The organism is Streptomyces sp. NPDC057249 (assembly GCF_042669245.1).
GTDB lineage: Bacteria > Actinomycetota > Actinomycetes > Streptomycetales > Streptomycetaceae > Streptomyces.
This window is the reverse complement of record NZ_JBHUXS010000004.1, coordinates 77732-99144: the sequence shown is the minus strand read 5'-3', so window position 1 is coordinate 99144 and position 21413 is coordinate 77732. Positions and strand designations below refer to the sequence as shown.

Sequence of the window (21413 nt, the reverse complement as noted above, 5' to 3'; positions counted from 1 at the left end):
GTCTCACCGCACCTCGGCCTCCGTCCGCTTGCCGCGTCCCGCGCCCTTCACCAGGCCCAGCCGGCGGCGGAACGCGAGCAGCCGGGGGTGGCGTTCGTGCAGCACGGCCGAGCGGCGGTCCAGCTCCTGGCCCAGGCGCTCGGCACGCTTCTCGATGTCCAGCTCGTCCAGGATGCGGTCCACCTCGGCGAGCAGCGCCCCGTGCAGCTGCCACTTCCGGGGGTGCTCCTGGACGGCGGCCAGCAGCATGTCCGCCACCAGGTCGCGGGTCCTGCGGCTGGTGTCGAGCGCTTCGGTGAGCCGTTCCTCGGCCTCCTCGGCGCTGGCGGCGACCGGGGTCGTGATGAGCAGCGAGAAGCTCTCGATGGCCCCCGCCATCTGCTCGAACAGCTCCGTCATGTGGGCCGCGACCTCGGCCGGGAACTGGGGCGCGTCGCCCCGGTCCTTGGCGAGGTCGGTCAGCGTCCTGGACAGCACCCGGACGACGACGGCGCAGATCTCCAGCGTGTCCAGCCCCGTCCGCAGCACCACGCGGTGCAGCAGCCCCTGCCGCACCCTCGGGTTGTACATGAGGCTTTCCTCGGCCTGCCGCAGCGAGGCGTCCACCTCCACGATGTCGTGGTCGAGACGGCGGGCCCGGTGCAGCCGGTCGGCCGCCTCCGCGACGGTGACCGGGTGGGCGAGGTCGCTCCCGAGGTCGCGGAACATCTGCCCCATCTCGCGGGCCAGCCCGTCGATGGAGGCGCCCGCGGTCTGCACCCAGACGGGCGGGGCGAACAGCAGGTTGAACAGCAGGCCCACGCCGGCGCCGATCAGTGTCTCGTACACGCGCTCCCACGCCATGGTGGACCGCGCGGATTGCGAGGTGACGCCGAGGACCAGCATGGCGCTGATCGCCACCTCGGGGACGAACTCGTCCACCCGGACCAGTCTGCCGATGATCAGCGCCGTGAAGATGGTCAGCCCCAGGCTCCACCAGGAAATGCCGACCAGGGAACTGAAGCCGCTCGCGATGAGGACGCCGACGACGACGGCCACCACACGCTTGACCGACATGTTGACGGTGGCGTAGAGGGTGACCTGGACGACGAGCAGCGCGGTCAGCGGCGCGGTCAGGGGTGCGGGCTCGGTCAGGGTCGTGGTCGCCACGGCATAGGCGATGACCGCGGCGCCCGTGGAGCGCAGGGTCTGCGCCGCCACGGGCTCCGTGGTGCGCCGGACGAGGTTGATGACGGGTTCGGCTACTCCTGGCATCTTCTTCCCATGCCCGGATAGGGGCGTCTCCCCACGGTTCCGCCCCCGGAACCCCACCGGACGGACGCGCCCGGCGCGGGCGGCCTCAGCCGATCCCCTCAGCCGGCCGCCTCAGCCGACCGCCTTCGCCGCCGCCCGGCCCGCCGTGCGGCCGGAGAAGATGCAGCCGCCCAGGAAGGTGCCCTCCAGCGAGCGGTAGCCGTGCACCCCGCCGCCGCCGAAGCCGGCCGCCTCCCCCGCCGCGTACACCCCGGGCAGCGGGGTGCCGTCGCCGGTCAGGACGCGCGAGGACAGGTCGGTCTCCAGGCCGCCGAGCGACTTGCGGGTCAGGATGTTCAGCCGTACGGCGATGAGCGGTCCGGCCTTCGGTTCGAGGATGCGGTGGGGCGTCGCCGTGCGGATCAGCTTGTCGCCCAGGTAGCTGCGGGCGCCCCGGATGGCGGTGATCTGGAGGTCCTTGGTGAAGGGGTTGGCGATCTCCCGGTCGCGGGCGGTGATCTCGCGGCGCAGCGCGTCCTCGTCGATGAGCCCGTCCCCGGTGAGCGCGTTCATGCCGCGTACGAGGGCGCCCAGGTCCTTCTCGACGACGAAGTCCACGCCGTGGTCCATGAACGCCTTCACCGGGCCCGGCACGTCGGCGCGGGCGCGGCCGATCACGCCGCGGACCGACTTGCCGGTCAGGTCGGGGTTCTGTTCGGAACCGGAGAGCGCGAACTCCTTGCCGATGATCTTCTGGTCGAGGACGAACCAGGTGTAGTCGTGGCCGGTCCGCATGATGTGTTCGAGGGTGCCCAGCGTGTCGAAGCCCGGGAAGAGCGGGACGGGCAGCCGCTTGCCGGTGGCGTCCAGCCAGAGCGAGGACGGGCCGGGCAGGATGCGGATGGCGTGCTTGTCCCAGATGGGGCTCCAGTTCTCGATGCCCTCGGTGTAGTGCCACATCCGGTCGCGGTTGATGTGGTGGGCGCCCGCCTTCTCGGCGACGCCGAGCATCAGCCCGTCGACGTGCGCGGGCACGCCGGAGAGCAGCTTGGCCGGCGGGGTGCCGAGCCGTTCGGGCCACTGGGCGCGTACGAGGTCGTGGTTGCCGCCGATGCCGCCGGAGGTGACGATCACCGCCTGGGCCCTGCGTTCGAAGGTGCCGGTGCTCTCCCGGCCGCTGGCGGTCCCGCGCGGCGCGGCGCTCGGCTCCAGGACCTCGCCGGTCACCGTGTCCACGGTGCCCCCGGTGCGGGCGAGGCCGGTGACCCGGTGGCGGAAGCGGAAGGTGACCAGGCCCTTGGCGACGCCCTCGCGGACCCGGCGCTCGAAGGGGGCGACGACGCCCGGTCCGGTGCCCCAGGTGATGTGGAAGCGGGGCACGGAGTTGCCGTGGCCATTCGCGTCGTAGCCGCCGCGCTCCGCCCAGCCGACGACGGGGAAGAACCGCATGCCCTGGGCGTGCAGCCAGGAGCGCTTCTCGCCGGCCGCGAAGTCGACGTACGCCTCGGCCCACTTGCGCGGCCAGTGGTCCTCCTCGCGGTCGAAACCGGCCGTGCCCAGCCAGTCCTGGAGGGCCAGCTCATGGCTGTCCTTGATGCGCATCCGGCGCTGTTCGGGCGAGTCCACGAGGAAGAGGCCGCCGAAGGACCAGTGCGCCTGGCCGCCGAGCGACTGCTCGGGCTCCTGGTCGAGCACGAGGACCGAGCGCCCCGCGTCCACCAGTTCCGCCGTGGCCACGAGCCCGGCGAGCCCCGCCCCGATCACGATCACATCAGCGTCGTACGCCATGGCTTCCATCCTTGTCGGGGCCCGCGAAGTTACTCGTGCGTCAGATCTTCGGCACCGCGCCTCCCCACGTCAACCGCCCGGTCGCCCGCCCCGGTCGGCCGCGCCGTCGCCGCGGCGGCGGGGGCGGGCGGTTATCGTCGGAACACATCACCCTCCTCCGGCCTGACGTGGGGTGGACAAGCGTGTCGGTGCTGGTCCTCGTGCTCGCCGTGACGGCCGCCTGCTGTCTGGGCTTCGGCTTCGTGTTCCAGCAGGCCGCCGCCGCCCACGCGCCCAAGCGCGACTACCTGACGTTCCGGCTGCTGCTCGACCTGATGAAGGTGCGCAGCTGGCTGGCCGGGATCGGGCTCATGGTGTGCGGCATGGTGCTCGGGGCGCTGGCGCTCGGCAAGGGCGAGGTCTCCGTCGTGGAACCCCTGCTGGCGACGAACCTGCTCTTCGCGATGGCCCTGTCCCGGCATCGCACCGGTCAGCGGCTCGGCCGGCAGGGCTGGGCGGGGCTCTGGCTGCTGGCCCTCGGGGTCGCCGCGTTCCTGGTGGCGGGCGAGCCGAAGGGCGGCGAGGCGGTGTCGAGCCCGCTGCGGCACTGGCTGGTCGTCGGGGTGGTGGCCGGGCTCGCCCTGCTGCTGACCGCGTTCGCCAAGCGCCGCAGGTCCCGGGCGTCCCCGGCGCTGCTCGCGGTGGCGGCCGGGCTGCTCTACGGCTTGCAGGACGCGCTGACCCGGGTGAGCGGGGAGCGTTTCTCGGAGGCCGGCTGGTCGGGCCTGCTGACGTCCTGGCAGCCGTACGCGGTGCTCGTGCTCGGGGTGACGGGACTGCTGCTGGTGCAGAGCGCGTTCGAGACGGGTCCGCTGCGGATGTCGCTGCCCGCGCTGACCGCGGCCCAGCCGCTGGCCGGGATCGCCTGCGGCATCGGGTTCCTGGGCGACCGGGTGCGGACGGACGCGGGCGCGCTGGCCTGGCAGGCCGCGGGGCTCGCGGCGATCGTGACGGGCATCGTGCTGCTGGGGCTGCATCCGGCGATGCCGGAGGGCCGGGTGCGGCGCGGTACGCACAGCCTCCAGCGGCACTGAGCCGGGGCGGTGCCGGGCCGCCCGGGGCCTGCGGTTGGATGGCGGGCATGAATCCTTCTGACGAGATCCTGAACATCGTCGACGAGAACGACGTGGTCGTGGCGCAGGCCCCGCGCGGTGAGGCGACCGCCCGGGGGCTGCGCCACCGGTGCGTCTTCATCGAGGCGCGGGACGCCGAGGGCCGGGTCTTCGTGCACCGCAGGACCGCGAGCAAGCTGGTGTTCCCCTCGCACTACGACATGTTCGTCGGCGGGGTGGTCGGCGCGGGTGAGGGCTACGACGAGGCGGCACTGCGGGAGGCCGAGGAGGAGCTGGGCGTCTCGGGGCTCCCGCAGCCGGAGCCGCTGTTCAAGTTCCTGTACGAGGACGGCCGGCACACCTGGTGGTCGTCGGTCTACCGCGTCCGGTGCGAGCTGCCGGTGGACCCGCAGGTGGAGGAGGTCGCCTGGCACACCTTCCTGGACGACGCGGAGCTGGAGCGGCGGCTCGGCGACTGGCTGTGGGTGCCGGACGGGCTGGACTGCTACCGGCGGCTGCGGGCGTTCCGGGAAGCCGGCTGAGCCGGTCGGAAGTGCACGGAAAAGCGGCGGATAAGGTCCACGCGTGAACGAATTCGTACAGAGCCTGCGGCTGTGGTTCGCGCCGCAGCGCATCCGCGCCGAGGGCGAGACGCCCGACTACCGCTTCTCGCTGGCCAACGAGCGGACCTTCCTCGCCTGGCTCCGGACGGCGCTGGCCCTGATCGGCGGGGGCTTCGCGGTCGACCAGTTCCTGCCGGAGCTGTCCTGGGGGGTGCGTGCGGGTCTGGCGCTCGCACTGCTCGCGGCGGGTGTGCTGTGCGCGCTGCGGGCGGTCAACCACTGGGTGCGGTGCGAGCGGGCGATGCGGCGCGGCGAGGACCTGCCGGTCTCGCGCTTCCCGACGCTGCTGAGCATCGCGGTCGCCGTGGTGGCGGTGGCGATGGTGGTGGTGGTCCTCTTCGGCTGGGAGGGCCGGTGACCGCCGAGGAGCGCGATCCGGGGCTCCAGCCGGAGCGGACCCGGCTGGCGTGGCGGCGTACGACGCTGTCCTGCACGGTGGCCGCGGTGCTGGCCGTGAAACAGGCGCTGCACGGCGGGGCGACGGGCGCGGGGGTCATCGCGCTGTCGCTGAGCACCCTGGCCTGGCTGGGGTTCCTCCTGGTCGCGAACCGCCGGGTGCAGAGCATGGGCGGCGCCCGCCCGCGGCCCCTGACAGCGGCGGGCGCGATGACGGCCGCCGCGTGCACGGTGGCGCTGGCGGTGTTCGCGGCGGCGATGCTGTTCTGAGGGCCGGTCCTCGGCTCACCCCTCCGGCGCGTCCCAGTCCACGCCGACGACGATCTTGCCCCGGGTCCGGCCCTCTGCGTTGAGCCGCTGGGCCGCCGCCGTCTCGGCCAGCGGGAAGACCCGGTCGACGTGCACCGTGACGATGCCCTGTTCGGCCAGTTCCGCGAGGTGCGCCAGATCCTCGGCGTCGGGCCGGACGAACGCGTACCGGCCGCCGTACGACAGCACCTCGGTGTCCACGATGGAGGCCAGGCGGCCGCCGGGGGCCAGGGTCTCCGCGGAGGCGCGCAGGGCGTCCCCGCCCACCGTGTCGAAGGCGGCGTCGATGCCGTCGGGGGCCAGTGCCCGCAGCCGGTCCGCCAGCCCGTCCCCGTACTCCACGGGCTCCGCGCCGAGCGTGCGCAGGTGGTCGTGGTTGCGTGCGCTCGCGGTGCCGATGACGCGGCAGCCGGCGTGCCGGGCGAGCTGGACGGCGAGCGAGCCGACGCCGCCCGCCGCCGCGTGGACGAGGACGGTGTCGCCCTCCTGGACGCGCAGGGTGCGGTGCAGGACCTGGTAGGCGGTGAGCCCGGCCAGGGGCAGGCCCGCCGCCTCCTCGAAGCTCAGGCGCAGCGGCTTGCGCGCGAGGGTGCGCACGGGCGCGGCCACGTATTCGGCGAAGGTCCCCCGGCTGAGGAAGTCCTCGCGCACGTAGCCGATGACCTCGTCGCCCACCGCGAACTCGTCCACGGCGACGCCGGGCTGGACGACGACGCCGGAGACGTCCCAGCCGGGGATCACCGGGAAGACGGTCTCCAGGACGCCGTCGAGCTTCCCTTCCCGGGTCGCCCGGTCGACCGGGTTCACGGCGGCGGCCCGCACCTTCACCAGGACGGTGTCGGGGCCCACCTTCGGGTCGGGCCGCTCGCCGTACTCCAGGACACTCTCGTCGCCGAATCGGCGGTAACTGATCGCCTTCATGCTCCGACCCTCGCGGCGGGGCGGTGCGCCCGCAACTCAGCCGGTGCCGTCACCAGCGCGGGATCGAGGGGGTCCGCCAGTCCGGCTCGGCCTTGCGCATCGCGGCGGCGTCGTCGCGCTCGCGCATCGTGCCGTCGTCGTCGAGCCAGCGGCGGTGCAGGGCGGCGAGCCGGTCCCGGTCGAGCTCGACGCCGAGACCGGGGGCGTCGGAGACGGTGAGGCGGCCGTCCGCGAAGACATGGCGGGCGGTGATCACGTCCTCGGTCTGCCAGGGGTAGTGGCTGTCGCAGGCGTAGTCCAGGTTGGGGACGGTGGCCGCGACGTGGGTCATCGCGGCGAGGCTGATCCCGAGGTGGGTGTTGGAGTGCATCGAGAGCCCGACACCGTGCAGGCGGCAGATCGCGGCGAGCTCGCGGGTGCGGTGCAGCCCGCCCCAGTAGTGGTGGTCGGACAGCACGACCTGGACGGCGTCCCGGGCGAACGCCCCGGGGACCTCGGCCAGCGTCGTGACGCACATGTTGGTGGCCAGCGGCACCCCGGTGGCGGCCGAGACGGCGGCCATCGCGTCGGTGCCGCTCGCCGGGTCCTCCAGGTATTCGAGGACGTCCTTCAGCTGCTCGGCGACGTACCGCGAGGTCTCCACGGACCAGGCGCCGTTGGGGTCCAGGCGCAGCGGCTGCCCGGGGAACGCCTCGGCGAGCGCGCGGACGGCGGCGATCTCCTCGTCGGGCGGGAACACGCCGCCCTTGAGCTTGAAGGAGGAGAAGCCGTGATCGCGGGCGAAGCGGCGGGCCTGGGCGACGACGCCGGCCGGGTCGAGGGCGGCGCCCCAGTCGTCGCGCTCGCCGCCCTCCGGGTGTCCGGCCCAGCGGTAGAAGAGGTACGCGCTGTACTCGACCCGGTCGCGGACCTTGCCGCCGAGCAGCGCGTGCACCGGGAGCCCGGCGGCCTTGCCGAGCGCGTCCAGGCAGGCCACCTCGAAGCCGGAGACCACCGAGAGCCGCAGCTTGTCCGCGGTCTGGACGCCGCGCAGCCCGCCCGCGTCGACCCGCTCGTCGGCCGCCCGTGAGTCGCCGCACACCTCGTCGGCCAGGGCGAACAGCCCGTTCACGTCGCTGACCGGGCGGCCGGGCAGGGCGGCGGCCAGCGGCCTCGCCAGCTCCAGGTACTTGCCGTCGCCGTAGGTCTCCCCGATGCCCGTCACCCCGCCCCGGGTGACGACCTCCACGATGAGCCGGGGCGTGTACGGCTGGTGGACGCCCTGGGTGTTGAGCAGGGGCGGGTCGGCGATGAGGATCGGGGTCAGCCGGACTTCGTCGATGAGCAGCGCGGTATTCATACGTGAACCCTATTCAGGGATACGACCGAGCACCAGGGGCCGGGCCTTACCGGTACCGGAGACTCCGCATCCGGTACCGGCGCCGTACTGGACGACATACCGACTGGTCGGCATCATGAGAGCGACCGTTCGCCCACCCCGGAGGTACGCACGATGAGCCACGTCCATCCGCCAGGTCTCGATCTCGACCGGCTGCGCGGACACCTGGACCGCGAGCGCCCGGGACTGGTGAACGGACCGCTGGAGGCCCGGGTCGTGGAGGGCGGCCGGTCGAACCTGACGTACGTCGTCACCGACGGCACGGGCCGGTGGGTCGTCCGCCGGCCGCCGCTGGGGCACGTCCTGGCCACCGCGCACGACATGAAGCGCGAGCACCGGGTGATCAGCGCTCTGCACCCGACGGCGGTCCCGGTCCCCGAACCGCTCCTGCTCTGCGAGGACGACTCGGTCATCGGCGCGCCCTTCTACGTCATGGAGTACGTCGAGGGCACCCCGTACCGCACGGCGGAGCAGCTGGCCCCGCTCGGCCCGGAGCGCACCCGCGCCGCGGTGCTCGCGCTGGTCGACACCCTGGTCGAGCTGCACGCCGTGGACCCCGGGGCGGTCGGGCTCGGCGACTTCGGGCGGCCCGAGGGCTTCCTCGACCGGCAGCTGCGCCGCTGGGGCAAGCAGCTGGCCGCCTCCCGCAACCGGGAGCTGCCCGGCATCGAGGAGCTGCACGCGGCGCTCGGCCGCGACCTGCCCGTCTCCCCCGCGCCCACCGTGGTGCACGGCGACTACCGCCTGGACAACGCGCTGATCGGCGCCGACGACGAGATCAGGGCCGTCCTCGACTGGGAGATGTCCACGCTCGGCGACCCGCTCACCGACCTCGGGCTGCTCGTCATGTACAGCTCCGACCTGGGGCTGCCCGAGTCGCCCGTCTCCACCACCAGCGGCGCGCCCGGCCACCCGTCCCCCGCCGAGCTGATCGAGCGCTACGCGGCCCGCTCCGGCCGCGACACCTCCGCCATCTCCTGGTACACGGCGTTCGCCTGGTTCAAGCTCGCCGTGATCCTGGAGGGCATCCACTACCGCTACACCCTGGGCCAGACGGTCGGCGCCGGCTTCGACCGCATCGGCGACCTCGTCCCCGTCTTCATCGAGCACGGCCTCACCACCCTCCAGGAAGGCTGAACCCCCATGGACTTCGCATTCGACGCCCGTACCGAGGAGCTGCGCACCCGGCTCCTCGCCTTCATGGACGAGCACGTCTACCCGGCCGAGCGGATCGCGGACGAACAGCGCGCCGAGCTGGACTCGCCGTGGCAGACCCCGCGGATCGTGGCGGACCTGAAGGCGGAGGCCCGCCGGCAGGGTCTGTGGAACCTCTTCCTGCCGGGCACGGAGCACGGGGCCGGGCTGAGCAACCTCCAGTACGCGCCGCTGGCGGAGATCCTGGGCCGCTCGCCGCGGCTGGCGCCCACCGCGACGAACTGCGCCGCGCCGGACACCGGGAACATGGAGGTGCTGGCCGAGTTCGGCACCGACGAGCAGAAGAAGCGCTGGCTGGAGCCGCTGCTGGCCGGGGAGATCCGGTCGGCCTTCGCGATGACGGAGCCGGAGGTCGCCTCCTCGGACGCGACCAACATCGAGACCCGGATCACCCGCGACGGCGGTGACTACGTCATCAACGGCCGCAAGTGGTACATCTCCGGGGCGATGAACCCGGACTGCGAGATCTTCATCGTGATGGGCAAGACGGACCCGGACGGTGCGGACATCCGCCGCCAGCAGTCGCAGATCCTCGTGCCCCGGGACACCCCCGGCCTGACGGTGAAGCGCGCCATGCAGGTGTACGGCTACGAGGACCACTGGCACGGCGGCCACGCGGAGGTCGTCTTCGAGGACGTGCGCGTCCCGGCGGCGAACCTGATCGGCGAGGAGGGCGGCGGCTTCGCGATCGCCCAGGCCCGGCTGGGTCCGGGGCGCATCCACCACTGCATGCGGCTCATCGGCATGGCGGAGCGCGCGATCGAGCTGATGTGCCGGCGCGCGGTCGCGCGTACCGCCTTCGGCAAGCCGCTCGCCCAGCAGGGGGTCGTGCAGAACTGGATCGCGGACGCCCGGGTCACCGTCGAGCAGCTGCGGCTGCTGGTGCTGAAGACGGCCTGGCTGATGGACACCGTCGGCAACCGGGGCGCGCACACCGAGATCCAGTCCATCAAGATCGCCACCCCGCGCGCGGTGGTCGGCATCCTGGACCAGGCGGTGCAGCTGCACGGCGCGGGCGGGGTGAGCCAGGACTTCCCGCTGGCCGAGCTGTGGGCCTCGGCCCGGACCCTGCGGCTCGCGGACGGCCCCGACGAGGTCCACCAGCGCTCGCTGGCCCGGCGCGAGATCAAGAAGTATCTGTAGCGCGTCAATACCCCCCGGACGGTACGTGGTCGGCCAGCGCCAGTTCGCGGGCGAAGGCCCGCACCCGCAGCAGGGTGCGGGCCATGAGGCGGACCGTGCGGGGGCGGTGGGGGCCGTAGGCCACGGTCCACAGGGCGGGGATGCGGGTGGAGCTCTGGATGTGCGCCATGAATCCAGCTTGGCCCCGGCCCGGGAGGCGGTCCAACAGATGGATTCGCTGGGAGCCATCGCTACCGTAGATGCATGGAGATTCGCCAGCTGCGCCACTTCATGGCGGTGATCACGCACGGCAGCTTCACCGCCGCCGCTCGCGCCGAACTCATCGTGCAGTCGGCGCTGAGCACGTCCGTGCGCAACCTGGAGCGGGAACTGGGCGCCGAGCTCTTCGACCGCACCGGCCGCCGGGTGGTCCTCACCGAGGCGGGCCGGGCGCTGCTGCCCGCCGCGCGGACGGTGCTCGCGGGGACGGACGCCGCCCGGGACGCGGTGGCGGCCGTGTCCGGGCTGGCCACCGGGCGGGTCCGCGTCGGCACGATCCAGACGCTGACCTGCGTCGACCTGGCCGCCGAGCTGGCCGCGTTCCACCGGGTGTGGCCCGGGGTGCAGATCTCACTGCGCGAGGCGACGACACCGGAGCTGGTGGCGGCGGTGCGCGCCGGGGAGCTGGACCTCGCGTATCTGGCGCCGGACGCCGCCGAACTGCCCGAGGGCATCACCGCGTTCGCCACCTGGTACGAGGAGCTGGTGCTGATCACCGCGCCCGGGCACCCCCTCGCGAGGGCCGGGCGCACCCTCATCAAGGACCTCGCCGACGAGCCGTTCGTGGACTTCCGGGCGGGCACGGGCCTGGAGACGGCGGTGCGCCGGCTGGCCGCGCACTGCGGTCTGGAGCGCCGGATCACCTGTGACGTCACGCAGATCCGGCTCCTCGTCGACCTCGTCCGGGCGGGCATCGGGGTGGCGATCGTGCCGCGCCGGATCGGTGAGGACGCGGGGCTGCCGTGCGTGACCATCCGGCAGCCGGAGCCGGGCCGGACGGTGCTGCTGGTGGGCCGGGCGCCCCGGCCGCGCAACCCGGCGGCGGAGGCGCTGCTCGGGCAGCTGTGCGGCGGGGAGCCCGTGGGCGGGGCCGCCGTTACGGTCTGAGCGCCCGGAGCAGCAGGTCGGCGAGGTGGTCGGCGACCTCCTGCGGGGTGAGGGGGCCGTCCGGGCGGTACCAGGTCGACAGGTGGTGGACCGAGCCGAAGTGGTAGTCGACGATGAGGTCCGCCGGGGTGGCGGTGGAGAACACCCCGCTGCGCTGGCCCTCCTCGACCAGGGCGCGGAAGCGCTCGTGGTAGCGCCGCCGCTCGCCCCGTACCTGCTTGTTCTTCTCCGGGCTCAGGTGGTGCATGGAGCGGAAGAAGATCGAGGCGTCGTCCAGGTTCTCGATGGTGGTGACGACCACGTCGGCCGCCGCGTCGCGCAGCCGCCGCTCGATGGGCGCCTCGGCGTTCGCGAAGGCGTCGAGCCGCTCCTGCTGGAGGCGCAGCACCCGGGCGTACACCTCCTGGAGCAGGTCCTCCTTGGAGCCGAAGTAGTGGTACAGGGCCCCCTTGGTGACGCCGGCCGCCTCCACGATCTCCTGCACCGAGGTGCGGTCGTAGCCCTGCTCCGCGAAGAGCCGGGTGGCGGCGGCCAGCAGTCGCTGGGGGACGGGGGTGCCGCTCCCGTCCGTCTCCTTGGCCATAGCCGCCGCCTTCCTTCCGTGCGTACGCGTCTGTCTGCTTCTAGCGGGCTGAGCGCAGTTCCCGCCTGAGGATCTTCCCACTTGCCGTCTTGGGCAGCTCGGCCAGGATCTCGACCTCGCGCGGGTACTTGTACGCGGCGAGCCGTTCCTTGCAGTACGCGCCCAGCTCCGCCGGCTCCACGGACGCGCCCGGACGCAGGCTGACGTAGGCCCGGACGGTCTCGCCCCGGTAGGCGTCGGGCACGCCCACGACGGCGGCCTCGCGGACGGCCGGGTGCGTGTAGAGGACGTCCTCCACCTCGCGGGGCCACACCTTGAACCCGGAGGCGTTGATCATGTCCTTCTTGCGGTCAACCACGTAGAGCCAGCCCTCGCGGTCCATGAAGCCGATGTCGCCGGTGCGCAGCTCGCCGTCCGGGAAGGCGGCCGCGGTGGCCTCGGGCAGTCCCCAGTAGCCGGAGACGACCTGCGGGCCGCGCACCGCGATCTCGCCCTGTTCCCCGAAGGGCACCTCGGCGCCGTTCTCGTCCAGGATGCGGACGACGGTGTCCGGTCCCGGCACGCCGACCGAGAGGGTCCCGGAGACCGGGTCGACGGGGGCCTCGCGCTCCGGGGGCACGGAGGCGCAGGGGGCGGTGCACTCGGTGAGCCCGTAGCCGTTGCGGATGTACGGGCCGAAGCCCGCCCGGAACTTCTCCACGAGCGCGGGCGGCAGCGGCGCGCCGCCGGAGGAGATGACCCGGAAGGACGCGAAGTGCTCGGGCGTCACGCCGGGGGTCGCGGCCAGCGCCATGAAGGCGGTGGAGGGCCCGACGGTGTACGCGGGCCGGTGTTCGGCGAAGGCGTCGAGGACGACCCCGGGGTGGAAGCGGTAGGCGAGGACGAGGGTGCCCGCGTTGGTGAGGCAGGCGGCCAGCTGGCAGACCATGCCGGTGATGTGGAAGAGCGGGGCGAGTGCGAAGTACGCGGCGCCCTCGGGGACGGGGTGGCCGGTGCGCTGGCGTTCGGCGTTGACCATGATGTTGCCGTGGGAGTTCATGGCGCCCTTGGGGGTGCCGCTGGTCCCGGAGGTGTAGCTGATCAGCGCGGTGTCGGCGGCGGCGGGCTCCCGGCCGGCGGGGGCGGCGAGGCCCTGGCGGGCGACGGCGACCAGGTCGTCGGCGTCCCCGGCGGCGGGCAGCCGCTCGAAGCCGAGGACCCGCTCGTCGTTCTTTGTCTGGAGGTCCAGCTCGCAGGCGGTGAGCGCGATCCGGACGCCGGGCGCGGCCGCGGCGGTGTCCCGGAGGTACGCCTCCCAGGCCCGGTCCGAGCAGATCAGGGCGGTCACCCGGGCGTCCTTGAGTACGTGGCCCACCTCGGCGGACTTGTACATCGGGTTGAGCGGGACGACGGTGGCGCCGGCCTTCCAGGCGCCGAGGAGCGCGAGGACGAACTGCGGGGAGTTCTGGAGCATGATCGCGACCCGGTCGCCGCGCTCCAGGCCCCGGGCGGCGAGGTGGCCGGCCACGGAGTCGGAGAGCCCGTCCGTCTCGCGGTAGCTCAGGCGGCCGTCGAAGTAGGCGAGCGCCGGGTGGTCCGGGGTGCGGCCCACCGACGCGCGGAAGGCGTGCACCAGGGTTTCGGCGGGGTGGACGGGGGCCCGCTGGGCCTCGCTGAGCAGCGGGAGCCAGGGCTTCGCCGCGTAGATGGACCCGGTCATGCTCCGGTCTCCTCCCAGGTGCGCTGGAGGCGGTTCATGCCGCGGATCCAGCGGTCGGTGTCGGCGGCCCTGGCTTCGTAGTAGCCGGCGACCTCGGGGTGCGGCAGGACCAGGAAGCGGTCCTCGGCCATGGCGTCGAACAGGGCGTCCGCGACGGCCTCGGGCTCGATGGCGCCGGGGGTGAGGACGAGCTCGCCGGCCGATCCGGCGGCGGTGAGCATGTCCGTGCGCACGCCCTGCGGGCAGATCGCGTGGACCTTGACGCCCCGGTGCCGGTAGGTCAGCGACAGCCACTCCGCGAAGGCGACCGCGCCGTGCTTGGTGACGCTGTACGGGGCCGCGCCGATCATGGTGAGCAGCCCGGCGGCGGACGCGGTGGAGACGAACCGGCCGCTGCCGCGCTCCAGCCAGTCCGGGAGCAGTGCGCGGGCCGCCCGGACGTGTGCCATCACGTTGACGTCCCAGGCCGCGGCCCAGACCTCCTCGTCGGCCAGCGGGTCGCCCGGCGAGGCGAGGCCCGCGTTGGCGCAGTAGACGTCGACGGTGCCGTCCAGGGCGTCCCGGGCGGCGTCCACGATCCGGGAGGCGTCCCCGGCGACGGCGGTGGCGCCGATCTCCTCGGCGAGCGCCTCGATCCGGGACGCGTCGAGGTCGTTGACGACGACCCGTGCGCCCTCGGCGGCGAATCTGCGGGCGAGGGCGGCGCCGATGCCGCCTCCGGCCCCGGTGACCACTACGCCCGCGCCCTGCACCGTACTCATCGCTCTCGCACCTCTCAGCCGACTGCACGGGCAGACTAACCAGTCGGTATGTCGTGTGGGAAGGGGTCGGGCCGTCTCGTCGGCCACTCCCGGCGCGGCGGCCCCGTCCGACACGTTCCCCCGGGCCCGTCCGCGCGCTAGCGTGCGTGACCATGACACTCGTCGCGATCTTGGAGGTAGCCGAATGAGCCTGTCCAGGCGTGGTTTGCTGACCGCCGGCGGTGCGATGGGAGCCCTCGCGGCCACGGCCGCCTCGGCCGGCCCCGCGGCTGCCGGGGCGCCGCACGGCAGGGGCCGCGGGCACGGGAACGGCGGGCAGCGGGTCCGTACCGGCTTCGACCGGCTGGCGGCGGACGGCTACGCCCTGCTGAAGGGGCAGCGCGTCGGGGTGGTCACCAACCCGACCGGGATCACGTCCGACGTCCGGCACATCGTGGACGTGATGCACCCGGACGGCCGGGTGGACCTCACCGCGGTCTTCGGCCCCGAGCACGGCTTCCGGGGGACCGCCCAGGCGGGCGGCTCCGAGGGGCGCTACGACGACCCGGCGACCGGGCTGCCGGTCTACGACACGTACCTGAAGAGCGGTCAGGCGCTCGCCGACGTCTTCACCGCTTCGGGCGTGGACACGGTCGTCTTCGACATCCAGGACGCCGGCGCCCGCTTCTACACGTACATCTGGACGCTGTACGACTGCATGGAGGCGGCGGCGCTCGCGGGCAAGAGGTTCGTGGTGCTGGACCGGCCGAACCCGGTGTCGGGGCGGGCGGCGCTCGGGCCGGTCCTCGATCCGGCGTTCGGCACGTTCGTGGGGCGCCGGGAGATCTCCCAGGCGCACGGGATGACGGTGACCGAGCTGGCGCTGCTGTTCAACGGGGAGTTCCTGAAGGACCGCCCGGCCGAACTGGAGACCGTGAAGATGTCGGGGTGGTCGCGCTCCGACTTCTTCGACGGGACGGGCCTGCCGTGGGTGCCGCCGAGCCCGAACATGCCGACGCCCGACACGGCCCTCGTCTACTCCGGCACCTGCCTCTTCGAGGGGACGAACCTGTCCGAGGGGCGCGGCACGACGCGCCCGTTCGAGCTGCTGGGCGCGGAGGGCGTCGACCACGCGTGGGCGGACGCCGCCAACGCGCTCGACCTGCCCGGGGTGGCGTTCCGCGAGGCGTACTTCGCGCCGACGTTCTCGAAGTTCCAGGGGAAGACCGTGGGCGGGGTGCAGCTGCACGTCCAGGACCGCGAGGTCTTCGACCCGGTGCGGACGGGGATCGCGCTGCTGATCACCGCGAAGCGGACGTGGAGCGGGTTCGCGTGGCGGTCGGACAACTGGATCGACAAGCTGACCGGCAACACGCGGGTGCGGACGATGATCGACGCGGGGGCGGACGTGGACGAGGTCGTCGGCGCGTGGGCGGACGACCTCGCGGCGTTCCGGGCCGTGCGGAAGCGGTATCTGCAGTATCGGTGAGTGTGCGCGGCCCGCGCGTGCGGTGATGCGTGCGCGGGCCCGCCCGGCGCACCGGTTCCGTCCTCAATCGCCGGACGGGCTGGGTGCGCCGGACGGGCTGGGTTCACCGGTGGCTCGGGAACTCCACCACCTGCTGGTACGTCGGGCGGTTCTGCCAGTGGATCGCCTTCTGGGAGATGCCGCCCAGTGCGCGGTGGATGATCGAGTCCGTGCACCACTGGTCCCCGGCCTCGCAGCTGTCGTCGCCCGGGTAGACCTCCGCCGCCGGGACCGCCGCCGCCTCCTTGAGCGAGGCGAGCAGCACCGTACGGCAGGCGCTCAGGTCACCGCCGCCGCAGTACGACTCGGCCAGCGGGCCCTTGACCTGCTGACCGAGCACCTGGCGCAGGTCCTTGTCGGCGAAGCCCCACCAGCCGTACTGGAAGGCCGAACCGCTGTGCGCCCCGCTCGGCCCGTGGCTGGCGGCCGGGGACTCGTCGGTGGCGAGGTTCGCGGTGAGCGCCTCGTACAGGCCGTCACCGAGACCGGGCCGGAACTCCGCCTCGATCAGCCTGGGCCACCACGCGTCCATGATCCGGACCGCGTCCGCGTGCCCGTACGTGTGCGAGCCGGGGCTCGTCTCCTTGCGCTGGGCGCCCGCCGCGCGCCAGGAGTCCAACTGCTGGACCACCGCGTTCAGGTCCGGGTCGGTAACCGGCTGGGAGCGGATGACCTTCAGCAGCTCGGGCAGCAGCTGCTCGCCGCGCAGGTCGGTGAGGGCCGCGTCCGCCATGGCCCGGGTGAGCGAGGCGCGGGTCACGCCGCCCTCGGCGACCAGCTTCGACACCCGGTCGTCCAGCAGGTCGCCCCGGTGCACCGCGCTGAGCCCGAAGCCGGCCGCCGCGTACCCCTCGGCCTGCTTGTTGTTCCAGGAGACGTAGTAGTCCTGGCCGCTGGAGTGCGGGTGCTCGGCGAAGGCGGTGTACGAGGCGGTGTTGGCGGCCGGGTCGTACCCCTGCCACTCGTACGCCTTCTCGGCGCGGACGGGCAAGGCCGGGTCGACGCCGGGCGCGCGCACCGGGTTCATCCCGCTGTTGTAGTACGCGGCGGTGCGGGAGTCGGCGTAGAACCAGTTGAAGGCGTAGTCGATGTTGCTCGCCGCCCGCTGGAAGGACGCGGCGTCGGTGACGTACGCCGGGTCGTTGAGCATCTGGAAGCCGATGATCGAGTCGGCCTCGTGCCGGTAGGTGGTGCGGAGCGTGGTGTACGCGACGGGCTTGCCGGCCACCGTGGCGCGGTGCGTGACGATGCCGTAGTCCGTCCGCCAGACCCGCATCCGGTAGGAGCCCTTGGCGGTGGAGTCGGCGACGGTCGGCTTCCAGGAGTTGGTCTTCTCCATCTTCTCCATCGCGGTGCAGGTGCCCCGGTAGAGGTAGTGCGTGGAGTCCTTGGTGGGCGTGGAGCCGTCGGGCTCGCAGAGGTCGACGGCGTAGGTGTCGGTGATGTCCTGGCCGGCCGAGGTGGCGCTCCAGGCGTAGTCCTGTCCCCGGCCCATCTGGACGTACATGCCGACACCGGCGAAGGAGACGCCGCGCGCGCTGATGCCGGGGCCCTGGAGCTCCTGGAGCATCATCAGCTGCGGGGCGAAGTAGCCGGTCTGCGGCCCGAACACGGCGACCGGGTTTCCGCTCGCGGTGTGCTTGCCGGACACCAGCAGGGCGTTGGACATCCCGCGCTTCTGGGCACCGGAGCCGGACCCGGGCAGCGAGCCCTCCGGGATGACGCCGTCGTCGAAGATGCCCTGCGCCTTCCTGAGCGTGGCCGGTGCCTTGACGGGGGCCTTCACGCCGGTGCCCGCCGAGCCGGTGCGGTCGTGGATCAGGGGTTCGGCGGTGACCGAGCCCGGGTCCGGGAGGGCCGTGCCGACGGCCTTGCCGGGCTTGTTCGCGTACGGGAAGGAGGTGCCGTCGTGGATGGTGAGCACGGCCTCGGGGTCGTTGCGCTGGCGGAACGACTCCCAGACCTTCGTGCCCTCGGCGACGCCGTACTTCTGCTGGGCGGCGAGCAGCGACAGCGCCGCCTGCACCTCGCCGCCGCCCCCGCCGCCGAACTGGCCGCCGACGACCGAGGCGATGGAGATCAGGTCGGTCAGCTTGAACGGCTGGATCTCGCCGATGTTCGTGAGGGCGTCGATCTTGCCGGTCAGGACGTACTCGCCGGGGAAGTAGCGGCCGTCCTTCGCCTTCTTGCGGTAGGCGTTGATGCCGTCGACGTACGCCTGCGCGTCCGCCATGGCCTGCTCGCCCCTGGCCCCCTCATGGGTCCTGATGTACTCGACCTGGGCCTCCAGATCGGCCTCGGTGTACGGGGCCTGCGGCCAGAACTGCTGCTCCAGGCCCTGGTTGGCGAGGGCCCCGCCGGCGAACGAGGTCAGTTCGCCGCGCCCGATGTGCCGGAAGAGGTCCATCAGCCACAGCCGGTCCTGCCCGGCCGCGTATCCGGCGCCGAACTCGGTGCCGTAGCGCGTCGTGCCCTTGATGTGCGGGACGCCGGAGGACTTGTCGCGGGTGATGGTGACGTCGTCGCGCGGCGAGGTGACGGACTCGACCTGGTCCTTCGGGACGCCGAACGAGGCGTCGTTGAAGAAGTCGGTGAGCTTCTGGTCGGTGAGCCCGGTGTGCCCGGCGACCAGCCCGTCGTAGCGGTCGAGCTGGTCGTCGCTGTGCGCGGGGTGGGTGCCGAACGCCTTGTTGCCCAGGATCTCCACCAGGGTGGCGTTGCCGTTCTCGCCGGGCGGCAGGATGTCGTCGCACTGCCCCTGGCAGTAGTCGGGGACGGGGTCCGCCTCGGCGGCGCCCGCGTGGGGAGCGGCGGCGAGCAGGGACGTGCCGAGGGCGAGAGCCGCGGCCAGGGCGGCGGCTCTGGTGGTACCGGTGCGGGCGGTCATACGGGTGCGTGGGGGCATGCGTACTCCTCCGAGAGGCCGATGCGCGGCAGGTTACTGGCGGTACGACCGGCCGGTAAGGTGAACATCGGTCACCTTTTCCGAATCACCACATGGCGCCGGATTCTGTGCGGCGTCTCATCTTTCGGACGCTTCACCCCTTGGATGGAGCCGATCCGGGCAGTCGTACGTCCATCCCCTGACGCCGAAGTACGGGCGACGGAGTACGAGCGACGGAGGTGGCGGCTCAATGGCCGGTTTCCGGAGTCTGGCGAGACAGGTCCGCGACCCGAGGAGCGATCTGGCACTGCGGCGGTACTCGCTGCGCAAGTGCCTGGAACGCTTCGCCCCCTACGGGCACCGCGCGACCTGGGACCATCTGTGCGCACGGCACGGCATAGCCCCCGAGGACCGGGCCCCGGACCCGGTGCGGCTGGTGCGGGCGCTGGACGAGCTGGAGCGGGCCCGCACGGTCTGGCTCGGTTACGAGGCGGGGTTCGCGGAGCGCCGCAGGCGGGAGAAGCACCGGGGGCTGCGGCGGCCCGGCGCCTTCGACGACTGGCACCGGCGCACCTGGGGCGGCAACGGCGTCGCGCGCTGCGACGACCCGGCGGTGCACCCCTCGGCCCCGCTCGCCGAGGTGCTGGCCCGGCTGATCTCGGCCCTGGAGGCGGAGCCGGGTTCCGGCTGCCCGGTGTGCGGCAGGACCAGGATCACCTGGCGGCACGACCTGGACAGCGAGCCGTGGTCGGGCCCGGTCTGCACGGGATGCGGGATCGTGGTGCCGCAGCCCGTGCTCACCCCGGCGGCCCTGGCACGGGCCCGCCGGGACCGCGCGGGCGAGCTGGCGTCGGTGGCCTGAGAGACGAGCGGCGCGCCGCGCGGGCCGCTCACCGCCCGCCGGTCAGCAGCAGCCCTCGACGCGCTCCGCCGGCTCCCGGCGCACCGGTGCCCGGTCCGCCGCCTTGCGCTCCGGCATCAGGCGCGAGCCGCTGATCTTCTCGCCGTTGATGTCGTCCGGGTTGGACAGGACGCAGGTCTCCAGCGAGAGGCAGCCGCAGCCGATGCAGTCGGTGAGGTGGTCGCGGAGCCGGCCCAGCTGCTTGATCCGGTCGTCGAGTTCGGAGCGCCAGGTGTGCGAGAGCCGCGCCCAGTCGTCGCGGTTCGGGGTGCGCTCCTCGGGGAGTTCGGCCAGCGCCTCGCGGATGGTGGCCAGCGGGATGCCCACCCGCTGGGCCGCCCGGACGAAGGCGACCCGGCGCAGGGCGTCCCTGCTGTAGCGGCGCTGGTTGCCACTGGTGCGGCGACTGCTGATCAGGCCCTTGGCCTCGTAGAAGTGCAGGGCCGACACGGCGGCGCCGCTGCGCGCGGAGAGCTGGCCGACAGTGAGTTCGTGAAGTGTCTGCGGGATCTGGGGCACCCTTCGAAGCCTACGTGCCGCACCGCGCCGCCGGTCCGTCGTTGACAGGAACGCAACCGCGCACGATGCTGAGCAAGCGCTTAGACAGTGCGCGACGGATGGTCGGCAGAGCGGAAGGCAGGGAGCAGGGACATGGCTGAGCCGAGGGTCTTCGAGTCCGCGCAGGAACTGCGGGACGGTGTGGGCGAGCAGCTGGGGTACAGCGACTGGCTGGAGGTCGACCAGAAGCGGATCGACCTGTTCGCCGACGCCACCGGCGACCACCAGTGGATTCACGTGGACCCGGAGAAGGCGGCGGCCGGACCGTTCGGGAAGACCATCGCGCACGGCTATCTGACGCTGTCGCTGCTGCCGGTGCTCGTCCCGCAGGTCATGGCGGTCGAGGGCGCGAAGATGGGCATCAACTACGGCACCAACAAGGTCCGCTTCCCCTCCCCCGTGCCCGTCGGCTCGCGGGTGCGCGCGACGGCCGTCCTGAAGAGCGTGGAGGAGGCGGGCGGCGGCGTGCAGATCACCGCCGTCGTGACGGTCGAGCGCGAGGGCGGCGACAAGCCGGCGTGCGTCGCCGAGTCGGTGTCGCGCTACTACTTCTGACCCGCGCCCGTGCGCGAACGCGAACGCCCCCGGCCCCGCGAAGGGGCCGGGGGCGCGACCGCGCTCAGCGGCCGGCGGCGACCATCCGCAGCACCAGCCCGGCGTACAGCTCGGCGACCTCGTCGGGCGTCCGGCTGCCCTGCGCGTTGAACCAGCGGGCCACGTCGATGCAGAGCGACAGCACCGCGAGCGTGGTGCCCGGCACGTCCGGTACGTCGAACTCGCCGGAGGCGACGCCCTCACCGATGATCCGGCGCACCACCGCGTCGGTCCTGCGGCGCAGCGCGATGATCTCGGTGCGGTGCTCCTCGCCGAGCGCGTCCAGTTCGTACTGGACCACGCGGGCGGTGGTGTGCCGTTCGGCGTGCCAGCGGACGAAGGAGCGGACGGCGGTGGCGAGCCGTTCGGCGGCCGTGCCGTCGCCGTCGGCGGCGGCCTCCAGTACGGCCAGGGCCCGGTCGTGGCCGATCCGGCTGATCCGGTGGAGCAGCTCTTCCTTCGTCTTGTAGTGGATGTAGAGCGCGGCGGGGCTCATTCCGGCGCGGCCCGCGATGTCCCGGGTGGTGGTCGCGTGGTACCCGCGCTCGGCGAAGGCGTCGACGGCCGCGACGAGGAGCCGCCGGGCGGCCTCGGGCGTCACCTCGGCCCACGGCGGGTCCTCGGCGTCGGTCTCCTGCGCCGTGCTCATCGTCGCTCGCCCCTCTCAGTCACCAGGACGCACA

At 72.9% G+C, this 21413-nt stretch carries 21 protein-coding genes; 10 read left to right on the top strand and 11 right to left on the bottom strand.

Annotated features, from left to right (window positions below; genetic code table 11):
* Positions 1-3 precede the first annotated feature (3 nt).
* A complete protein-coding gene (locus tag ACFUJY_RS09125; protein ID WP_383296729.1) occupies positions 4-1254 on the bottom strand; it encodes an aromatic acid exporter family protein in 1251 nt (416 codons plus the stop codon).
* A gap of 111 nt (positions 1255-1365) precedes the next feature.
* Positions 1366-3021, bottom strand: coding sequence for an FAD-binding dehydrogenase (locus ACFUJY_RS09120; protein ID WP_383296726.1), 1656 nt, complete (start codon positions 3019-3021; stop codon positions 1366-1368).
* A 182-nt stretch (positions 3022-3203) separates the two neighbouring features.
* On the opposite strand from ACFUJY_RS09120, the gene ACFUJY_RS09115 reads away from it, so the two are divergent.
* From ACFUJY_RS09115 to ACFUJY_RS09100, 4 genes are read left to right on the top strand one after another with little or no spacing between them, the layout of a single operon-like run.
* Positions 3204-4094 (top strand): DMT family transporter, encoded by an 891-nt coding sequence (locus ACFUJY_RS09115; RefSeq protein WP_383296724.1) that lies wholly within the window; start codon positions 3204-3206, stop codon positions 4092-4094.
* 47 nt (positions 4095-4141) lie between these two features.
* Positions 4142-4654, top strand: coding sequence for an NUDIX domain-containing protein (locus ACFUJY_RS09110; protein WP_383296721.1), 513 nt, complete (start codon positions 4142-4144; stop codon positions 4652-4654).
* Positions 4655-4697: 43 nt separating this feature from the next.
* The gene (locus ACFUJY_RS09105) at positions 4698-5093 is read left to right on the top strand and encodes a YidH family protein (protein WP_383296719.1); all 396 of its coding nucleotides are present in this window, start codon (positions 4698-4700) and stop codon (positions 5091-5093) included.
* Complete coding sequence (locus tag ACFUJY_RS09100) at positions 5090-5401, top strand: DUF202 domain-containing protein (protein WP_383296717.1); 312 nt, start codon at positions 5090-5092, stop codon at positions 5399-5401. The genes ACFUJY_RS09105 and ACFUJY_RS09100 overlap by 4 nt, the downstream gene beginning before the upstream one ends.
* A 15-nt stretch (positions 5402-5416) precedes the next feature.
* Here the strand turns inward: ACFUJY_RS09100 and ACFUJY_RS09095 are convergent, their stop codons facing one another.
* The gene (locus tag ACFUJY_RS09095) at positions 5417-6361 is read right to left on the bottom strand and encodes an NADP-dependent oxidoreductase (protein ID WP_383296714.1); all 945 of its coding nucleotides are present in this window, start codon (positions 6359-6361) and stop codon (positions 5417-5419) included.
* Positions 6362-6410: 49 nt separating this feature from the next.
* Positions 6411-7700, bottom strand: coding sequence for a glucarate dehydratase family protein (locus tag ACFUJY_RS09090; RefSeq protein ID WP_383296711.1), 1290 nt, complete (start codon positions 7698-7700; stop codon positions 6411-6413).
* A gap of 153 nt (positions 7701-7853) precedes the next feature.
* Between ACFUJY_RS09090 and ACFUJY_RS09085 the strand changes: the two genes are divergently transcribed.
* Together ACFUJY_RS09085 and ACFUJY_RS09080 are read left to right on the top strand one after the other, a co-directional pair.
* Positions 7854-8876 (top strand): phosphotransferase family protein, encoded by a 1023-nt coding sequence (locus ACFUJY_RS09085; RefSeq protein WP_383296709.1) that lies wholly within the window; start codon positions 7854-7856, stop codon positions 8874-8876.
* A 6-nt stretch (positions 8877-8882) separates the two neighbouring features.
* Positions 8883-10097 carry an acyl-CoA dehydrogenase family protein gene (locus ACFUJY_RS09080; protein WP_383296706.1) on the top strand — a complete coding sequence of 405 codons (1215 nt, stop codon included), beginning with the start codon at positions 8883-8885 and terminating at the stop codon, positions 10095-10097.
* Positions 10098-10101: 4 nt separating this feature from the next.
* Here ACFUJY_RS09080 and ACFUJY_RS09075 read toward each other — a convergent pair whose 3' ends face one another.
* The gene (locus tag ACFUJY_RS09075; protein WP_383296703.1) at positions 10102-10266 is read right to left on the bottom strand and encodes a hypothetical protein; all 165 of its coding nucleotides are present in this window, start codon (positions 10264-10266) and stop codon (positions 10102-10104) included.
* A 74-nt stretch (positions 10267-10340) separates the two neighbouring features.
* Between ACFUJY_RS09075 and ACFUJY_RS09070 the strand changes: the two genes are divergently transcribed.
* Positions 10341-11243, top strand: coding sequence for a LysR family transcriptional regulator (locus tag ACFUJY_RS09070; protein ID WP_383296700.1), 903 nt, complete (start codon positions 10341-10343; stop codon positions 11241-11243).
* Here the strand turns inward: ACFUJY_RS09070 and ACFUJY_RS09065 are convergent.
* The 3 genes from ACFUJY_RS09065 to ACFUJY_RS09055 are packed head-to-tail and all read right to left on the bottom strand — an operon-like array spanning position 11233 to position 14286.
* Positions 11233-11826, bottom strand: a complete 594-nt coding sequence (locus tag ACFUJY_RS09065) for a TetR/AcrR family transcriptional regulator (RefSeq protein WP_383296698.1) — start codon at positions 11824-11826, stop codon at positions 11233-11235. The genes ACFUJY_RS09070 and ACFUJY_RS09065 overlap by 11 nt on opposite strands.
* A 40-nt stretch (positions 11827-11866) precedes the next feature.
* Positions 11867-13525 carry an AMP-binding protein gene (locus tag ACFUJY_RS09060; protein WP_383296695.1) on the bottom strand — a complete coding sequence of 553 codons (1659 nt, stop codon included), beginning with the start codon at positions 13523-13525 and terminating at the stop codon, positions 11867-11869.
* Positions 13522-14286 carry an SDR family oxidoreductase gene (locus ACFUJY_RS09055; protein ID WP_383296692.1) on the bottom strand — a complete coding sequence of 255 codons (765 nt, stop codon included), beginning with the start codon at positions 14284-14286 and terminating at the stop codon, positions 13522-13524. The genes ACFUJY_RS09060 and ACFUJY_RS09055 overlap by 4 nt, the downstream gene beginning before the upstream one ends.
* A 184-nt stretch (positions 14287-14470) precedes the next feature.
* Between ACFUJY_RS09055 and ACFUJY_RS09050 the strand changes: the two genes are divergently transcribed.
* Positions 14471-15754, top strand: coding sequence for an exo-beta-N-acetylmuramidase NamZ domain-containing protein (locus tag ACFUJY_RS09050; protein WP_383296689.1), 1284 nt, complete (start codon positions 14471-14473; stop codon positions 15752-15754).
* A 103-nt stretch (positions 15755-15857) separates the two neighbouring features.
* On the opposite strand, the gene ACFUJY_RS09045 is transcribed toward ACFUJY_RS09050, so the two are convergent.
* Entirely contained in the window at positions 15858-18698 is a 2841-nt protein-coding gene (locus ACFUJY_RS09045; protein ID WP_383296686.1) for a penicillin acylase family protein, read from the bottom strand.
* A gap of 229 nt (positions 18699-18927) precedes the next feature.
* Here ACFUJY_RS09045 and ACFUJY_RS09040 point away from each other — a divergent pair, with 229 nt between their 5' ends.
* Positions 18928-19539, top strand: coding sequence for a hypothetical protein (locus ACFUJY_RS09040; RefSeq protein ID WP_383296683.1), 612 nt, complete (start codon positions 18928-18930; stop codon positions 19537-19539).
* 42 nt (positions 19540-19581) lie between these two features.
* Here ACFUJY_RS09040 and soxR read toward each other — a convergent pair whose 3' ends face one another.
* Positions 19582-20097 (bottom strand): redox-sensitive transcriptional activator SoxR, encoded by a 516-nt coding sequence (soxR, locus tag ACFUJY_RS09035; RefSeq protein ID WP_383296680.1) that lies wholly within the window; start codon positions 20095-20097, stop codon positions 19582-19584.
* 132 nt (positions 20098-20229) lie between these two features.
* On the opposite strand from soxR, the gene ACFUJY_RS09030 reads away from it, so the two are divergent.
* Positions 20230-20691, top strand: coding sequence for a MaoC family dehydratase (locus ACFUJY_RS09030; RefSeq protein WP_073968049.1), 462 nt, complete (start codon positions 20230-20232; stop codon positions 20689-20691).
* 64 nt (positions 20692-20755) lie between these two features.
* Here ACFUJY_RS09030 and ACFUJY_RS09025 read toward each other — a convergent pair whose 3' ends face one another.
* Positions 20756-21379, bottom strand: a complete 624-nt coding sequence (locus tag ACFUJY_RS09025) for a TetR/AcrR family transcriptional regulator (protein ID WP_018103660.1) — start codon at positions 21377-21379, stop codon at positions 20756-20758.
* Positions 21380-21413 lie beyond the last annotated feature (34 nt).